Source organism: Halomonas litopenaei, assembly GCF_003045775.1.
In the GTDB taxonomy this organism is placed as follows: Bacteria; Pseudomonadota; Gammaproteobacteria; order Pseudomonadales; family Halomonadaceae; genus Halomonas; species Halomonas litopenaei.
In genome coordinates this window covers 139,901-157,432 of sequence record NZ_PXNS01000004.1, presented here as the reverse complement: position 1 = coordinate 157,432, position 17,532 = coordinate 139,901, and the positions used below count along the sequence as shown (strand labels likewise).

General features: G+C 64.2%; 15 protein-coding genes. 6 read left to right on the top strand and 9 right to left on the bottom strand.

Annotation, left to right across the window (positions count from 1 at the left end):
- Positions 1-5: 5 nt before the first annotated feature.
- The gene (locus C6W88_RS07200; RefSeq protein ID WP_231498565.1) at positions 6-425 is read left to right on the top strand and encodes a c-type cytochrome; all 420 of its coding nucleotides are present in this window, start codon (positions 6-8) and stop codon (positions 423-425) included.
- Between the two features lie 827 nt (positions 426-1,252).
- Here C6W88_RS07200 and C6W88_RS07190 read toward each other — a convergent pair.
- The gene (locus C6W88_RS07190; RefSeq protein ID WP_108131995.1) at positions 1,253-2,089 is read right to left on the bottom strand and encodes a LysR family transcriptional regulator; all 837 of its coding nucleotides are present in this window, start codon (positions 2,087-2,089) and stop codon (positions 1,253-1,255) included.
- 114 nt (positions 2,090-2,203) lie between these two features.
- On the opposite strand from C6W88_RS07190, the gene C6W88_RS07185 reads away from it, so the two are divergent.
- On the top strand, positions 2,204-3,970 hold the full coding sequence (locus C6W88_RS07185) for a SulP family inorganic anion transporter (RefSeq protein ID WP_108131994.1): 1,767 nt from the start codon (positions 2,204-2,206) through the stop codon (positions 3,968-3,970).
- Between the two features lie 42 nt (positions 3,971-4,012).
- Here the strand turns inward: C6W88_RS07185 and C6W88_RS07180 are convergent, their stop codons facing one another.
- Positions 4,013-5,302 (bottom strand): aminotransferase class V-fold PLP-dependent enzyme, encoded by a 1,290-nt coding sequence (locus tag C6W88_RS07180; RefSeq protein ID WP_108131993.1) that lies wholly within the window; start codon positions 5,300-5,302, stop codon positions 4,013-4,015.
- 330 nt (positions 5,303-5,632) lie between these two features.
- On the opposite strand from C6W88_RS07180, the gene C6W88_RS07175 reads away from it, so the two are divergent.
- Entirely contained in the window at positions 5,633-6,349 is a 717-nt protein-coding gene (locus C6W88_RS07175; RefSeq protein WP_108131992.1) for a GntR family transcriptional regulator, read from the top strand.
- Between the two features lie 157 nt (positions 6,350-6,506).
- On the opposite strand, the gene C6W88_RS07170 is transcribed toward C6W88_RS07175, so the two are convergent.
- The 6 genes from C6W88_RS07170 to C6W88_RS07145 form a co-directional block, all read right to left on the bottom strand.
- Positions 6,507-7,751, bottom strand: a complete 1,245-nt coding sequence (locus C6W88_RS07170; RefSeq protein WP_108131991.1) for a cysteine desulfurase-like protein — start codon at positions 7,749-7,751, stop codon at positions 6,507-6,509.
- A 100-nt stretch (positions 7,752-7,851) separates the two neighbouring features.
- Positions 7,852-8,598 (bottom strand): amino acid ABC transporter ATP-binding protein, encoded by a 747-nt coding sequence (locus C6W88_RS07165; protein ID WP_045991702.1) that lies wholly within the window; start codon positions 8,596-8,598, stop codon positions 7,852-7,854.
- An 82-nt stretch (positions 8,599-8,680) separates the two neighbouring features.
- Entirely contained in the window at positions 8,681-9,352 is a 672-nt protein-coding gene (locus tag C6W88_RS07160) for an amino acid ABC transporter permease (protein WP_108131989.1), read from the bottom strand.
- Positions 9,353-9,429: 77 nt separating this feature from the next.
- A complete protein-coding gene (locus tag C6W88_RS07155) occupies positions 9,430-10,254 on the bottom strand; it encodes a transporter substrate-binding domain-containing protein (protein ID WP_181248617.1) in 825 nt (274 codons plus the stop codon).
- Between the two features lie 69 nt (positions 10,255-10,323).
- Positions 10,324-11,238 carry an allantoinase PuuE gene (locus C6W88_RS07150; protein ID WP_108131988.1) on the bottom strand — a complete coding sequence of 305 codons (915 nt, stop codon included), beginning with the start codon at positions 11,236-11,238 and terminating at the stop codon, positions 10,324-10,326.
- 283 nt (positions 11,239-11,521) lie between these two features.
- A complete protein-coding gene (locus tag C6W88_RS07145; RefSeq protein WP_146164641.1) occupies positions 11,522-12,376 on the bottom strand; it encodes an aminoglycoside phosphotransferase family protein in 855 nt (284 codons plus the stop codon).
- Positions 12,377-12,725: 349 nt separating this feature from the next.
- Here C6W88_RS07145 and C6W88_RS07140 point away from each other — a divergent pair, with 349 nt between their 5' ends.
- The 3 genes from C6W88_RS07140 to hpaI all read left to right on the top strand — a co-directional run bounded on the left by C6W88_RS07140 (position 12,726) and on the right by hpaI (position 16,476).
- Positions 12,726-14,201, top strand: coding sequence for a peptide MFS transporter (locus C6W88_RS07140; RefSeq protein WP_045991666.1), 1,476 nt, complete (start codon positions 12,726-12,728; stop codon positions 14,199-14,201).
- Between the two features lie 121 nt (positions 14,202-14,322).
- Positions 14,323-15,597, top strand: a complete 1,275-nt coding sequence (locus C6W88_RS07135; protein WP_108131986.1) for an alpha/beta fold hydrolase — start codon at positions 14,323-14,325, stop codon at positions 15,595-15,597.
- Between the two features lie 21 nt (positions 15,598-15,618).
- Positions 15,619-16,476: a 4-hydroxy-2-oxoheptanedioate aldolase gene (hpaI, locus tag C6W88_RS07130; RefSeq protein WP_108131985.1), complete on the top strand. Its 858-nt coding sequence runs from the start codon at positions 15,619-15,621 to the stop codon at positions 16,474-16,476.
- 64 nt (positions 16,477-16,540) lie between these two features.
- Here the strand turns inward: hpaI and C6W88_RS07125 are convergent, their stop codons facing one another.
- Positions 16,541-17,482: an ATP-grasp domain-containing protein gene (locus C6W88_RS07125; protein ID WP_108131984.1), complete on the bottom strand. Its 942-nt coding sequence runs from the start codon at positions 17,480-17,482 to the stop codon at positions 16,541-16,543.
- Positions 17,483-17,532 lie beyond the last annotated feature (50 nt).

Genomic DNA, 17,532 nt, shown 5'->3' with positions numbered 1-17,532 from the left:
TGCTGATGAGTGCCGCCGGGCAGGCCATGGCGGGGGGTGGCCCCTCTTCGCGCGATACCTCTCGGCTGGAAGAGGGAGAAAGGATCTACCAGCAGTACTGTGCCAGCTGCCACGGCAGCGAGGGCGAGGGCCAGCCGAACTGGGAGCACCAGAATGCCCAGGGCGAATTGCCCGCTCCCCCTCACGGGCCGGAGGGGCATACCTGGAAACACTCCGATGCGATGCTCTACCGGATCATCGCCGAGGGATGGCGCGACCCCTGGAACAAGACCGAGCGACTGACGATGCCGGCCTTCGAGAATGTCCTGACCCCCGCCGAGATCCGCTCCGTGGTGAACTATCTCAAGACGTTATGGACGCCGGAGCAACGACGTCATCAGGCGGAAGAAAGCGAGGGAGCCCCATTTCCGTCGCAGAGTGAGTAGCTGTGGGGCTAGGGAAGCGCTGCGTAAACACCTCCGCAGCTGACGGAGAGTCAACCGCAGGGTAAAACCTGGCTTTCTTGCCACTGTCTGACCAAAGCCAACCGATGAAGCAGATTTCTGTCGCTCAGGCTCAGCAACAGAACAAGAAGAAGGTTCCCCGCAGCGAACGGTGTCTGGGAAGCCTTGAACAGGACATCATGCACGCCCCCAAGGTCAGTAGCGGCATTTTCACCACTACGCTGCTGACATTACTCTCAATACCAGCCCAGAGGTGGTGGACATTTCATCGCACGCACGAAGCCCCCTGCGAGAGCGTCACCTTGAGCTGATTGTGGTAGGTTTGCATTTGCTCTCAGCTAGGACTGTCTCTCTCCTACCAGATGGGGAGTAAGATGGGTAGGAACAAATAAAAAACTATGCATAAAATAAAACTAACCAACTGTTTTATAAATAAAAAATACATCAAATTACATCTTCAGATTCAGAATATTGAGTGAGGGCCTCTGTATCCGCCAAGGCCAGCCGAGCATTCAGCACAGAAGACGCCTTGACCCTGGTTAGCGCATCCACTTGACTGTGAATCAAGTGGATTGGGAGTTCCCGGTCGGCGCTACAGCCTCGGTGGTTTCACTGGGACTTTTCGCTTTTTGTATCCACCGTTTTTCCAAGTCGATCAGTGTGGGTAGGGGCGACTTGGCTCAACCGTGTTCCAGCGGTTTTTGGAGAACCGGATGGTCATGGTTCGATGATCCGACAGGGTGATGATGCCAAGACACCAGGCACGATGACGCAGCGACCTGCGCAAGCAACACAGACTCCATAGCAGATCACCCCAGATGCTCGATCAACTCGCCGATCAATTCGCGGTGCTCGCCGTGCCAGTGGTAGGCCACATAGGCCTTTAGCTCGATGACGGGCGCGTCCTTGACCACGAACAGCCGCTGCCGGTCACACCAGGGGGCGACGATGTCCTGCGGCAGGTAGGCGGCGCCGCCACACTCAAGCAGCAGGCCGAGGGCGATGCGGCCGCTGTTGACCCTGCCTCGCGCCAGTTGGCGCTGCGGAAAGCTGCTCTCGTGGATGCTGGCAAACGCCGTGCCCCACTCGACCCGTATGTAGCCTTCGCCCACCGCCTGCTCGGCGCTTCTATCCGGCTGGCTTGAGACCATCACCAGCGGGATGGTCGCCACCTCCTCGACCCCGACGCCACTGATGCGCGGGGTGTCGTAGAGGAAGCCGACGTCGACCATGTTGCGCTCCAGCTTCTCGACCACGCGCAGCGGGGTGCTCTCTTCGGCGCGAACACCCAGGGTCGGGTAGGCGCGGTAGATGGTGGCGAGCCAGTCCTGCAGGAAGATATCCCAGAGGCTGGCGACCCCCGCCACCACCAGCCGCCGCTGGTGCCGCTCGCTCAGGGCGGTGTCCTCGTAGGCTCGCTCCCAGGCGTCGAGCAGAAAGCGGGCGTGGCGCTCCATGCGCTCGCCGGCCGGGGTCAAACCGATGTGGTGATGGCCGCGGCTGAACAGCGACAACCCCAGCTGCGTCTCGAGTTGACGAATGCGTGCGCTGACTGTCGAGGGCGAGACACAGAGGCTCTCTGCGGCCTTGCCGAAATTGCGCAGCCGGCTGACCTCGAGAAAGGTCTTCAGCAGTTGGGTATCCACGGCTCACCTATGCGGTTTTTTTGTTCATGAGGCGCAAAAAATTTTGTTTTTCAGGATACCCGCATTTCTCTAGGCTTGCCCGACCCCCTACTTCTGCCCACCTGAGGTTCCGCCATGGCGTCTTCCCCCAAGCGTTATCTGCCCTTCCTGCGCTGGGGACGCGGCCTCGACCGCCGCACCCTGTCGGCGGACATGATGGCGGGCCTGACCGGCGCCATCCTGGTACTGCCACAGGGCGTGGCCTATGCCTTCATCGCGGGGCTGCCACCGGAGGTCGGGCTCTACACGGCGATCGTCGCGGCCACGGTGGCGGCGCTGTTCGGCAGTTCCTGGCATATGATTTCCGGCCCCACTGCGGCGCTCTCCATCGTGCTGGCCAGCGTGATCGGTGGCCTCGGCACGCTGACACCCGACCAATACCTGGGAGCGGCACTGACCATCACGCTCCTGGTCGGACTGATCCAGCTGGCCATGGGGCTCTTGCGCCTCGGCAATCTGGTGAGTTTCATCTCTCACACGGTGGTCATCGGCTTCACCTCTGGTGCGGCCATCCTGATCGCCACCAGTCAGATGGAGCACCTGCTTGGCGTGTCCATCGACGCTCAGGGATTCCTGGCCGAGCTTTCAGCGCTGTTCCGGGCGCTGCCGGATATCAACCTCTACGCATTGGCCATCGGGTTGATCTCGCTGATCACCTCGCTGGTAGCACGACGCCTCCATCGTCGTAGTCCTCACCTGCTGCTGGGCCTGGCCGCCGGCAGCCTGGCCTGCTGGTTGATGGATGGCGCCGCCCACGGTGTGGCGCTGGTCGGCGCCCTGCCCGGGACCCTGCCACCCGTTACGCTGCCCGAACTGACGCCGGACAGCCTGCGCGTGCTGACCTCCGGCGCCTTCGCCATTGCCCTGCTGGGGCTGATCGAAGCGGTATCCATCGCCCGCGCCATTGCCCTGCGCTCGCGTCAGGTGATCGACGGCAATCAGGAATTCATCGGCCAGGGCCTGTCCAATATCGTGGGGGGGTTCTTCTCCTGCTACGCCAGTTCGGGCTCCTTCACCCGCTCCGGTGCCAACTACGACGCAGGCGCCCGCACTCCGCTGGCCTCGGTGTTCGCCGCCCTGCTGCTATCGCTGATCCTGATCTTCGCCCCGGGCATCACCGCCTACCTGCCGCTACCCGCCATGGCTGGAGGCATCCTGTTGATCGCCTGGAACCTGATCGACGTCCAGCACATCGTCCATCTGGTACGCGTCAGTCGCCACGAGGCGATGGTGCTGGTCGCTACCGTCTCCGCTACCCTGCTGGTGGCACTGGAGTTCGCCATCTATATCGGCGTGCTGCTGTCACTGGTGCTCTATCTAAAGCGCACCTCTCGTCCCACCGTGCTGGAAGTGGCGCCGCGCCAGGATCATCCCCGGCGGATCATCCGCAACGTCAGGCGCTACCAGCTCGAGCAGTGCCCACAGCTCAAGATTCTGCGCATCGACGGCTCGCTGTTCTTCGGCGCCGCCGACCACGTGCAACGTCGTCTTCGCGCCTTCACCGCAGAGCCGGGCTCCCGTGCGCTGATCATCGGCAAGGGCATCAACTTCATCGATACGGCGGGCGTGGAGATGCTGCTGCAGGAGGTCCGGCGCCTGACGGACCAGGGGGGCGAGCTGATGATCAGCTCGCTCAAGGGCACGGTGATGGATGAGCTGCGCCGTCGCGGGGATCTGAAGAGAATCGGCGAAGCTCGCTTTTTCGAAAATCCCGAGGCGGCCATTGCCTCGATTACGCCGGTTCTGAACCCAGACGTCTGCCAGGGCTGCGCCAAGCGTGTCTTCGGCGAGTGCGCGTCGAAGCCATCTCCTGAACACGGTGTCCTGGCAAGCCAGGTCTGATCAGCGGCGCCCGGAATGGGCAATTCGGCGGGGCCGCCAGATTCAGGCTCCGAGGACGTCCTTCAGCGCCGCCAGACAGGCGTCCACTTCGAGTGGGGTGTTGTAGTGGGCCAATGACACCCGGGTGACCGAGGGCAAGCCCAGGGGGCGCAGAATATTGCCGGAGTAGGCGTCGTCCTTGCGGGCGTGGACGCGGATACCACGCTCGCCAAGCTCGGCGACGATCTCCAGTGGGTCTCGGTCCTTCACGCAAAACGAGACCGCCCCCTCCCGCCAGGGCGAATCCGCCTCGCCTATCAGAGTCACGCCGGGCAGGTCCCTGAGTCCGGTGACACCATCGGCGCCATCAATCAGCCGACCCATCAGCGCCGCCTCCTGATCATGCATGGCCTGGCCGGCGGCCAGCAGCCGCTGCCGGCGGCCAGTTTCCTCGGTGAAGTGTCCTCCCAGCCACTCGAGATAGCGGACCATCTCGTGGGCGCCGGCCCAGGCGGCAGGATCGCGGCTACCGAGCTCCCAGGCGTCTTCCGGCTTGCCCGCCAGGCGGTCGTGATCGGCGCAACCCAGTCGCGGCGAGACCCAAGCGTAGCCGTCGTTGAACGGGCAGAACACCTTGTACAGCGACACCGCGTAGGCATCGACGCCGTAGTGCGATACCGCCAGGGCACCATGGGGGGCATGCTGGATGCCATCGACGATGGTGTAGCAGTCCGGTGCGATGGCGCGAATCGCCTCGGTGATGGCGGCCACGTCCTGGGTCATGCCGGTCACCGGGCTGGTGTGCAAAATGGTGGCCACGCGGGTCTCTGGCGTCACGACGCGGGCATAGTCCTCGGCGGTGGCGCGCCCCTGATGCGGATCGAAGGGCACCGTCAGCCGCTGCCTGCCGGTGCGCCTCGCCCACTGCGCGGTGGCATCAAAGGTGGCGGGATGCTCGAGCTCACAAGCAACGATGTTGCCCCCCGCTGGCGCGGCATTGGCGGCGGCGCGAATCACCCGGAACAGGCACTCGGTCCCGGTCTCGCCGCCAAACACGGTGCCGTCCTCCACCCCCAGCAGGCTGGCCATGGCATCGCGACCGTCATCGATCATGCACGAAATGGCCCGGGAAGCGTCGTTGTCGCGATGCTCGTTGTCCGGTAGTGCTGCAACCTCGGCCATGCGCGCCACCACGGCCTTTAGCGTCAGGGAACCGCCGGCGTTTTCGAAGAATATCCGGGGGCCGGTGTAGGGGCAGCGGTCGACGTGGTGAAAGCGAGCACGCACCTGACTCATCAGGGCGTCGTCAAATACCGCCACGCTGGCCTTGCTGGAAGGCTTCAATGTCTGCATCTGATCGTTCCTTAGTGGCAGCGGAACAGCGAACCTCACCCCCAGCCGGGCGCCAGAACGAGGCAAGGGACGCTACCCGATCCTTCCTGGTTCGTCCGGAGTTATCGAGAAGCTTGCTCATAGTAGTACGCCCTGGCTGACCGGATGGCAAAAATGCAGCACACTGGGCGCCTGAACTTTGGTCGATCCAACGTTACCGTTCGAGCGACATCGTGATAATCTGTCCCTTGCACGACGGCCGTAAATTGACGCTATTTCACCTTTCACAATGCTCAACCATCCCGGTGATTTCCCCCTGATGATGGTCGAGCCTTCTGGCGAGACCATGCCATGACGAGTGACGCCACCTCCGCTGCACCATCCAAGCCGGAAGCCCTGGCCGAGGAGCTCGTCTATGACCGCATTGTCGACGCCCTGATCGACAAGCGTCTGCGTCCCGGCGAGCGTTTGAACGAGGCCAAGCTCGCCAGCGCCTTCAAGACGCCACGTAGCCGGGTGCGTCGCGCACTGAACCGGCTGACGGCGGAGCGTCTGGTACGCTTCGAGATGCACCGGGGGGCCTTCGTCTCGCTGCCATCGGTGAAGGAAGCCTACGATATCTTCGAGACGCGGCTGCATATCGAGGGTGCGGTAGCGCGGATCGCCTGCGAGCGTATCGACGCCGAAGGCATCGCCACGCTACGTCGCCACCTGGCGCTGGAGCACCAGGTCTTCGAGGAGCACCAGCCCAGCGTCAATCGCATCTCCGGCGACTTTCACCTGATGCTGGCGGAGCTGACCGGCAACGACGAGCTGATTGCCATCGTGCGCCCGATCATTCGACGCTTCTGCATCATCCAGTCGCTCTACGAACGCTCCACCGGCGTGCTGTGCCTGACCCACGAGCACCAGACCCTGGTCGATCTGATCGAAAAGCGCGACGCCGAGGGCGCCGCCGCGTCGATGATGGAGCACTGTCGCCACATCTTCTACAGCCTGGACCTGTCCGAGCGCCGCCGCGCCGAGGCCAACATCTACGATATCGACATCGACGATCCGCTGGGCTAAAGGGCCGGCCAGGCCGAAAAACCCACGCCAGGCCGAAAAACCAACGCAAGCAGGAAACAAAGCCGGCCCTGAGCCTGGGACATGCGCAGCAGAAAAGGGGCCTGAGGTCCCTTTTCTGCATTTCCACGACGTCATTGCCAGCTTCTGGCCCACGCCATCAGAGTGCTGCGTCCAGCGCCTCGATCAGTCGGTCCACCTCGGCCTCGGTGTTGTAGTGCACCATGGACACCCGCACCACGCCCTGGATGTCCATCAGACCGAGGTCCTCGGTCAGGCGGCGGGCGTAGAAGTCGCCGTAGCGGATTCCTACCTTGGCCTCGTCGATCTTGTGCACAATCTCGTCAGACTGATGACCTTCCACGGTAAAGCTGATGGTCGCGACGCGATGTTCGATATCGGAATCCCGCCTTCCGATGATGCGAACGCCTTCTTTTCCAGCGAGATAATCGAGCAGTTTCTTGCTCAATATCGCTTCATGCTTGGCGATGGTATCGAAGGCTGTTTCCAGCTTTTTCCGCTTGTCACTTTCACCACTATCGCCCGACAGCGAGGTCAGATAATCCAGGATACCGGTGGCTGCGTAGGTCAGCTCGTAGTTGGGATTTCCCGGCTCCATCTTTCCTGGAATCTGCTCACGCGTGAAGAAGTGATGGTAGATATTGTCCAACTCCAGCAGGCACTCCTTTTTCACATAGAGCACCGCGTGATGGGGGCCAAATACCTTGTACAGACTGAAGCCGTAGTAGTCGACGTCCCAGTCCTGGACGTCGATGGCCCGGTGCGGGGCGAAGGCCACCCCATCGACACAGATGCGAGCGCCGGCCTCGTGGGCCATGGCGGCAATCCGCTTGATCGGATTGATGGTGCCGAGCAGGTTGGAGACGTGGGTCACGCAGACCAGGCGGGTGCGCTCGTTGAGCAGTTCCGCCAGGGTGTCCAGCTCCAGCTCCAGGGTCTCGGGATTGCAGTTCCAGAAGCGCAGCTTGACGCCGCGCTGCTCGAGGCGCATCCAGGGGCCGACGTGGCTCTCGTGGTCGGTGTTGGTGACGATGATCTCGTCACCCGGGGCAAACTGGCTGGCCATGGCGTCGGCCAGCAGGCGGAACTGGATGGTCGAACTGGGACCGAACACCAGCTCTTCCACGTGGCGAGCATTGACCAGCGTCGCCACCGCCTGGCGACCGGCGTCGACCTTGGCCTTGGAATTCTGGCTGGGGGCGTAGCTCGCGCCGAGCTGCACGTTGTCGCCCAGCAGATAGTCGCTGATGCGCTCCACCACCATCTTCGGCACCTGGGCGCCGCCGGCGTTGTCCATGAACACCCAGTCGCTTTCAAGCGAGGGAAACTGGGCTCTGACGTGTGTCAGATCAAGGCGAGCGTCTGAGGATGAATCGAGTGACATGGGAAGTCCTTGAATAGGGGTCGAGAGGCGATACATGGACGTCGAGAGACAAGGCTGGGGCGAAACAAGCGCCGGCCAGCCGTCGAACAGGCGCCACGACTCAGTGAGCCAGCACCGACTGGAAAAAGGCGCGAGTTCGGTCTTCCTGCGGTGCCGAGAAGATCTGTTCGGGAGCGCCTTCCTCGACGATCTGGCCGGCCTCCATGAAGATCACCCGGTCGGCGACATGGCGGGCGAAGCCCATCTCGTGGGTCACCAGCAGCATGGTCACGCCGGTGCCGGCCAGGGTCTTGATGACGTCGAGCACCTCGCCGACCATCTCCGGGTCCAGCGCCGATGTGGGCTCATCGAACAGCAACACGCGCGGTTCATTGGCCAGCGCCCGGGCGATGCCGACCCGCTGCTGCTGACCGCCGGACAGGGCGCTTGGATACTTGTACATCTGCTCGGCGATGCCGACCTTTTCCAGCAACTCCTTGGCCCGCGCCTGGGCATCCCCCGGGCTCATGCCACGCACCCGGATCGGTCCCAGGGTCACGTTCTCCAGCACCGTCATGTTGGGAAACAGGTTGAAGCTCTGGAACACCATGCCGACGTCCTTGCGCACCTCGATCAGCTCGGGGCCGGGCTGGACCCGCACGCTGTCGACGTAGATGTCGCCGGCGCTGTAGGCCTCCAGATGATTGATGCAGCGGATCAGCGTCGACTTGCCGGAGCCCGACGGGCCGAGGATCGCCACCACCTCGCCTTCGCGTACCTTGAGGTCGATGTTCTTGAGGGCGTGGAAGTCGCCATAGTACTTGTTGACCCCTTCGAGCGAGATGATCGCTCTGGGCGCCTCGGGCAGACCAGCCTCGAGCGGGGGAAGGGTAGTGCCCTGGGTAGTGCCCTGGGTTGTCCGGGTTTCATTGATCATGGCAGTTCTCCTGTCAGGCCCGGCCCTGGGCGAAGCGTTTCTCGAGCAGACCGACCAGGCGCACCAGTGGCAGCAGCACCGCCAGGTAGAGTAGCGCCGCGCCGATCAGCGGTGTCGGGTTGGCCGCCAGCGCCTGGGCCTGGGTGGCCTGCTTGAGCAGGTCGGGCATGGCCACCACCGAGGCCAGGGCGGTGTCCTTCATCACGTTGATGCAGTTGCTGGTCAGCGGCGGAATGATCAGCCGGATCGCCTGGGGCAGGACCACGTCGCACATCACCCGATACTGGCTCAGACCGATCGACTGGGCGGCCTCGAACTGGCCCCGAGGTACCGCTTCGATACCGGCGCGGTAGATCTCGGCGGCGTAGGCGCTGGAGATCATGGTCAGGGCGGTACAGGCCGCGGCGAACGGTGACAGGGTGATGCCGACGAACGGCAGCGCGTAGTAGACGATGACCAGCCACACCAGCACCGGCAGTGAGCGAAAGACGTCGATGTAGGCGATGGTGAGAAAACGCAGCGGCTTGGGGCCGTAGAGGCGCAACAGCGCCAGCCCCAGCCCGCCGATCAGCCCCAGCAGGATGCTCAGAAAGCCCAGCATCAGGGTCATGCCGAGCCCCTGCAGGAGCATCGGGAAGGTGCGCACCAGCACCTCCCAGTTGAAGAATGTCTGGACCAGGTCCATGGATCGTCTCCACGATCGAGGGTAATACGCTGGCCGCGGCGGTCACCGCCGCGGCCACGGGACTTGCTGGGCCAGGTTTACTGGGCGGAAGGCATATCGCGCACTTCGACGGTGCTGGTGCCGGCATCCGGAGCGGCGCCGAACCAGGTCTCGTGCAGCTCGGCAACAAAGCCTTCCTGCTTGAGTTCGCTGATCACTTCGCTGGCCTTGGCGGCAAGCTCGGCGTCCTTGGCGAACATCATCGAGTACTGCTCACCGCTGGGGATGCGACTGACCACCTCGAGGCTGGGCTTGTCACGCACGTAGTACTGCACCGCCGGAATGTCCGAGATGTAGGCGTCCAGGCGGCCGCTGGACAGGTCCAGCATGGCCGGCTGCAGGCCTTCATAACGACGGATTTCCTTGATGCCGTACTGCTCCTGGTTCTCGCTGGTCCAGATGTCGCCGGTGGAGCCGGTATCGACGCCGACCACCTTGCCGTCCAGATCCTCGAGCCCGCTGATGCCCTTGCTGGTGTGGGTCGCCAGGGACTGGTCGCTGTCGTAGTAGGGCTGGGCGAAGGACACCGACTCCAGACGCTCGTCGGTGATGGTGATGGAGGACACCGCCACGTCGATGCGCCCGGACTGTACCGCCGAGAACAGGCCATTGAACGGAATGTTGCTGATCTCCACCTCGTCGTAGCCCAGGCGGCTGCCGACCTCGTTGACCAGGTCGATCTCGAAGCCGACGTAGTCACCGCTGTCGTCCTGGAACTCCCAGGGCAGGTTGCCGATGTTGGCACCGACCTTGAGGGTCTCGGCCATCACGCCGCCTGCTGCCAGACCGGCGGAAAGGGCGGTGGCCATCACCAGGGAACGCTTGGAGAAGGTCTTGGAGAAGGTCTTGTAGGAAAGGCTCATGGGATATTTCCTCTGGTTATTGTCGTTGTTGCGGGTACAGCAGAAAACACGGAGGGGTCACCGGCGACGTCAGACGACGCCGGTCGCTTCACCTTCCCGGGCAAGCCAGGCCCGGGCGATCTCTTCACGGGTGGCGAACCATACGCCCTCGTGGGCCTGTGCATAGGCAATAAAGTCCTTGAGCGCGCGAATCTTGCCGGGGCGCCCGACCATGCGCGGATGCAGGCCGACGGACATCATCCTGGGGCCGCGGGCCGACTCCTCGAACAGCACGTCGAAGCCTTCCTTGAGGTTGTCGAGAAACTCGCGCCCCGAGGTAAGCCCAGGAGAAAGCCAGAAGCGGAAGTCATTCATGTCGGTGGTGTAGGGCACCACCAGCTGACGACTTCCCGCCACCTCGGTGAAGTAGGGTACGTCGTCGTTGTAGGCGTCGGAGTCATAGAGGAAGCCACCCTCTTCCACCAAAAGGCGCCGGGTGCGCACGCTGGGTCCGTAGCGGCAGTACCAGCCTACCGGGCGCTTGCCGGTGGTGGCGGTGATCGACTCGATGGCCAGGCGGATATGCTCGCGTTCCTCGTCTTCGCTGAGGCGAAAGACCTCCTCCCAGCGATAGCCGTGGCTGCAGAATTCGTGACCATCGGCGCTGGCGACACGGGCAACGCGGGGGTTCTGCTCCAGCGCCACCGCGCAGGCAAAGAAGGTCGAACGCACGTCGGCCTCGCGCAGGATATCGAGGATACGCCAGATGCCGACCCGCGAGCCGTACTCGTACATCGACTCCATCGCCAGATTACGGGTTCCAGCGGGAGTTACGTAACTCCCCCACTCGGTCATCGACTCCTGGTCGTCGTCGCCCATGGCGAAGGACCTTTCAGAGCCCTCCTCGTAGTTGACCACGATATTGACCGCCAGGCGGGCGCCATTGGGCCAGGCCCCGGTGGGGGGAGTATCGGCGTAGCCGACCAGATCACGCTGCGGGAGCATCCCGTTTCTCCTGAGGTCGCCAAGCAAGTGACGACCCTGGTTATTGGTGTTGTTATCGACCGTCTGGCGGCCCTGCCAGGATTGCACGCAATTCTGCGTGCGATGTGAACAATAAAGCACAACCGTACTCGCAGCGCAAATGGCAACTAGCCAATGGTGGGGTATGGGGTTGGGGCCTGCTGAACAGGTAGTCGAACCCCGGCCAGGGACTCGACGGGAAGGAAAGCAATCGAGAGGCGGGAAGGCGCTGCCGGTGGGGGCCTGCAGCGCCTTGTTGTGGGCATTACCAGCTCGGCGCGGTCTCGGCGTCCAGTTGCTCGATGGCGCGATGAAGCTTGCCGGTGGACAGCGCGGACCCAAGCAGACGCAGGCGCCAGGTCAGGTCGATGAAGGGTCGGATGGCCTCGGGCACGACGGGGGCGTCGGCCATGCTGCGCCGCTTGAGGAAGGAATTGTGCCAGTCGATGACCCAGCCCGGACCGACCCCGACCAGTTCGTTGTCGATCACCACAAAGCGGCCACTGCCTTCTTCCATCACGATATTGGCCAGCGACAGGTCAGGGTGGCTGAGCCTGGCGCCCACCGCTGCGCGGTGGCGCTCGTCCTCACGCTGCCAGCGGGCCAGAAAGCCACCGATCGCATCCAGGTGCTTCCAGCCGTCCACCCGTCTGAGCAGGTAGTCGTCAATGTAACAGAAGGCCCCGGCGTGCTCGTCGGCCAGGGCGCGATAGCGCTCGTCCGACTGCGCCATCTCGAGAAAGCGGCTCACCGCCTCCGCCGCCGAAGCGATAGGCGCCTTGTCTGCCCTGGAGCGTTCGATCTGCTTGAGAGATGGCCCCTGGATCCACTCTTCGACGACCAGCTCGTCGTCGTGGGCGAGTATCGCCGGGAAGCTGAGCCCCGACGCCGGCAGTTCGCGAATGGCGTGGCTCAACGCGATCTGACGTGTCGAGAAGGCGCTATAGACCTTGACCTTGCGACCGTTCATCCAGCCGGCAAACGACAGCCTGCCGGCCTTGGTCATGCCGGGAGAATGCTTGCTGCCCAGTGGCGTCAGATCGGTGATGGTCCGGTCCTGGACGGTGATGCTCCCAAGTGGCGTTTCGGCCACCTTTTTCTTGAAAAAAGTTCTTATCATGTCGCCTTCTGACGTTATCCCTGCACATTCGCGCGGATAGTAGCACGCTAAACGTGCACTACCTATGCGCCGAAAGGGGCGGGCTATGCGTCGAAAGGGGCGGGGCCCGTGCCGCCCAGCCAGGCAGGCCTTCTCCCCCACGACGGGCTGTCTCCAGAGCATCACTGTGCAGCAGCAGTTCCGCTCGTTTTGCTGTGAGCCAACGTCCTCGCTCCCGCTTGTCGTTTTTCGTCGTGGCCTTTCCGATCGCGGACATGAGTTTTGCCCTGTAATTCGCAACGCTTTAGGGTTTTCATGGGCGGAAAATGTATTTTTCGTTCCGATTTTCTCGTCAAAGCAGGAGCTCCCGATGAAAACCACCGAGGCCGCCGCCCGCCAGCACGGCGACAGCGGCAAACGCCGCTTCTTCGGCCATCCCTGGCCTCTCGCCACCCTGTTCGGCATGGAGGTGTGGGAGCGCTTTTCGTTCTATGGCATGCAGGCGATCCTGTTGATCTACCTGTACTACGAGGCCAGCCGCGGGGGCCTGGCGATCGACCAGTCGGTGGCCATCGGTATCGTCGGTGCCTACGGCAGTTCGGTCTATCTGGCCACCATCCTCGGCGGCTGGTTCGCCGACCGGGTGTTCGGCGCCGAACGCACCCTGTTCTATTCGGGCATTGTGGTCATGCTCGGGCATATCGCCCTGGCCATCCTGCCCGGTGTCTACGGCGTCACCGCCGGCCTGATTCTGGTGGCGCTGGGCAGCGGCGGGGTCAAGGCCACCTGCTCGGCGCTGGTGGGGTCCCTGTACGAGCCCGGCAGCCCGCGGCGCGACGCCGGCTTCTCGATCTTCTATCTGGGTATCAATATCGGCGGCTTCGTCGGCCCGCTGCTGACAGGTCTGCTGCAGCAGAACGCCGGCTTCCACTATGGCTTCGGCATCGCCGCCGTGGGCATGGCGATCGGTCTGGCCCAGTACACGGCGGGACGCAAGGGGCTGCCCGATGATCAGAAGGCCGCGCCGGACCCCATCGCGCCAGCGACCCTCAAGCGCTACCTGGGTATCGCCCTGGTGGTGCTCGCCCTCGTGGTCGGCGCGGCCCTGGCGGGCTGGATTCGTGCCGACAATCTGTCCGGGGTGATGCTTGGCATCATCGCTGTAGCGGCGCTCTGCTACTTTGCGGTGATCCTGCGCTCCACCCACGTAAGCCCCGAGGAACGCAGCCGGGTGCTGGCGTTCATTCCGCTGTTTCTGACCAGCGCCGCCTACTGGGCGCTGTACAGCCAGTCCTACACCGTGATCACCGCCTTCTTCGATCAGCGCGTGGATCGCAGCCTGTTCGGCTGGGAGATTCCGGTGGGTTGGCTGGTATCGGTGCAGGCGCTGACCATCATCCTGTTCTCGGGGGTGTTCGCCTGGTTGTGGACGACGCTGGGCAAGCGCCAGCCGTCGTCGGCCGGCAAGTTCGTGATCGCCATGGCGATCATCGGCGCCACCTTCCTCGGCTACCTGCCGTTTCTCGGCAGCGAAGGGTCGAACATGCCGCTGGCCATGCTGGTGCTGTTGCTGCTGGGCTTCACCGCCTCGGAGCTGTGCCTGTCGCCGATCGGGCTGTCGGTGACCACCAAGCTCGCACCGCGGGCCTTCCAGACCCAGATGATGGCACTGTTCTTTCTCTCGCTGGCGCTCGGCTTCGCCGCCGGCGGCAAGCTCGGCGCCTTCTATACCGAGGACACCGAAGTCGGCTACTTTATTGCCATGGCGGCCATCGGTGGCGTCAGCGCCCTGCTGCTGGCGGCCTGCCTGCCGTTCATTCGCCGGGCCATGCGCGGCGCAGACTGAGCTACCGCCAGGGTCGGCCAGCGCTGGCAACAAGAAGCTGGCCGACCTTGTCTCTTTCGGCACCGGGCGGCCATGGCCGCCCGGATACTCTCTCGTCACTCTTTCGACACAGGATGCAGGCATGCCTTCCGACCACGCCATCCCGGGCCTTTCCATCAGCGACCATCGCCTCGAGGTGCCGCTGGACTGGTCCCACCCGGACAGCGGCGAGACCCTGAGCCTGTTCTACCGCGAGGTCTGCGCGTCAGACCGTGTCGACGAGGAACTGCCGCTGTTGCTGTTCCTGCAGGGTGGCCCAGGCGGCAAGTCGCCACGCCCCACCGCCAATGGACCGGGATGGCTGCACGAGGCGCTCAAGCACTATCGGGTGATCCTGCCCGACCAGCGTGGCACCGGACGCAGTTCGCGCATCACCGAGGCCACCATGGCCGCCTTCGACAGTGACGAGGCAGGCGGTGACTACCTGGCCTGCTTCGACGCCCACGCGGTGGTCGCGGACTTCGAGCACCTGCGCAAGACCCGCTATCAGGGCGCCACCTGGACCACGCTGGGCCAGAGCTACGGCGGCTTTCTGACCCTGACCTACCTGTCCTACGCGCCTCAGGGACTGAGCCGCTGCTATATCACCGGCGGCTTGCCGGCGCTCGACGCCGACCCCGACGAGGTCTATCGGCGCACTCACCGTCGGGTGGAGCGCAAGCTTGAGGCGTATCTGGCGCGCTTTCCCGATGATCGCGAGCGGATCGACGCCATCGCCGACCATCTGCTGGACCACGATGTCCGCCTGCCCGACGGCGACCGACTGAGCGTGCGCCGCTTCCAGAGCCTGGGACTGATGCTGGGCATGGGTGACGGCGCCGAGCAGCTCCACTGGCTGCTCGAGGAGGCCTTCACCGACGACACGCGAAGCGCCCTCAACCATCACTTTCTGGTGGAGGTGATGACGCTGACCGGCTTCGACGAGAATCCGCTGTTCGGCGCCATCCACGAGAACATCTACGCCAACCCTGAGCGCCTGTGCGACTGGGCCGCCGAGCGCCAGCAGGGGCCGCAGTTCGACGAGCGTCATCGCCCGCTCAGGCTGACCGGCGAGATGATCTACCCCTGGATGTTCGACGAGATTCGCGCCCTCAAGCCCTTCCGTGGGGCGGTACACCAGCTGGCCCGGCGACCTCTGGCCAGCCCCTTCTACGACGCCAGACAGCTCGCCGCCAACCGGGTGCCGGTGGCGGCGCTGATCTACTTCGACGACATGTACGTGGACGCCGAGCTGTCGCTGGCCACCGCCGAGGCGATCCCGCGGCTACGCTACTGGATCACCAACGAGTACGAGCACGACGGGCTGCGCCAGGACCCCGGGGTGTTCCGTCGGCTCAAGGCGATGCTGGACGATTGACACTCATCAAGGACGCTGCCCATGACCCCTTCCCACTGCGCGGGTGTCCCCGCCGGCAATCCCTTCAAGACCGCCATGGCCAGTGGCCAGGCCAGAATCGGCCTGTGGCTGTCGCTGGGCGACCCCTACTGCGCAGAGATGTGCGCCAGCGCCGGCTTCGACTGGCTGCTGATCGACGGCGAGCACGGCCCCAATGATGTGCGCTCCATGCTCGCCCAGCTGCAGGCGGTCGCCGCCTACGACAGCCACCCGGTGGTTCGGGTGGTGAACGGCGAGACGGCGCGGATCAAGCAACTGCTGGACATCGGCGCCCAGACCCTGCTGGTGCCGATGATCGACACCCCGGAGCAGGCCCGCGCCATGGTCGCCGCCACCCGCTACCCACCGGACGGGGTGCGAGGTGAAGCCTCCGCCATCGTCCGGGCGTCACGCTGGAATGCACGGCCTGACTATGTGCATCGGGCCAACGACGAGATCTGCCTACTGGTCCAAGCGGAGAGCGTGACCGCGCTGGATAACCTCGAAGCGATCTGCGCGGTGGACGGCGTCGACGGGGTCTTTGTCGGACCCGCCGACCTGGCCGCTTCCATGGGCCATCTCGGTGACGCGGGCCATCCCGAGGTCCAGGCCGCCATCGACGAGGCCATCGCCCGCATCGTTGCCAGCGGCAAGGCCGCCGGCGTGCTCACCGGTGACCCGGAGCTTGCCAGACACTATCTCTCCCTTGGTGCCAGCTTCGTGGCGGTGGGGCTCGACGTCAGCCTGATGATGCAGGCGGTGCGCCAGCGTGCATCAGAGTTTGCGCTTGGCCCGCAGGCGGCCGATTCGCAGGAAGACTCATCCACCAGCCCTGGCGACGGGTCCCAGGGACCCTACTGACCTGATACCGGCCGGGGGCCCTGATCCCACCGACCGGGGGCCCTGCTGCCACCGGCCGGGGACGTCACCACTCGCCGCCGCCGCGCTCCAGGGCGGCGGCGATGGCCTGGGGAATCGGCTGGCCGCTGCGTTCGCTGGCGAACAGGTACTCGCCGGCCGGATTGACCTCGAAGAACACATGACGCCCCTCGGGTGTGACCCTTAGATCGATGGCGCCGTAGGCCAGTCCAAGCTCTCTCATCAGCGCGCGCAGTCCGGCCTCCACCTCATCCGGCAGGGTATAGGGGAAGACCTCGGCGCTGCCCACGCCACTGCGGTAGTCGACCTCGTACTGCGGCTCGCTCCTGAAGGCGGTCGCGAACATCTCGCCGGCCACCGCGGTGACGCGCAGGTCCAGCGCCAGCGGGATGTACTCCTGAAAGATCACCGGCGCCAGACGAACCGCCTCGAGCCTGGCCATCTCGTCCTGGCCGACCTTGAGGGTCTCTCGCGGCGCCTCGACGATATTGCGAAAGGCCTTGCGTACCACTCCACCGTCGCCGTGGCGGGCGATAAACTCGGCAGCGGCGTCCGGGCGATTGGTGATCAGGGTATCGGGAATCTCGAGCCCCAGCCGGTGGGCCAGACGATGCTGGGTCAGCTTGCGCTGGGCGCGTTCGTCGGCCAGCGGATGGTTCATCCAGAAGCTATCCAGGGCATACCACAGTCCAAGCACCGCCTCCTGGGTCTCGGACCAGGCAAACAGCCGTTCGGTGCCGTCGCCCAGGGCAGGGTCCAGGTCAAAGGAACGGATGCGCCGGTTCCATACCGAGCGCACCTCGTCCAGCGCCAGCCGGCGCCCGTCGCCAAGTTCCAGCCACAGGCTGTCACCGCTGGCACCTGCGTAGGCCAGGATTCCCAGGCGCCGGGGGAAGTCGGCGACGTCGATCACCTCCACCGGCGAGTGAAGATGGGGCAGTACCCGCTCGACATGGGCATTGTCGGCAAACGACAGGATCAGGATCATGCTCGGCTCCCTCGAAAAAGGCGGGCACCGACAGGGTGCCCGCGGGTCCT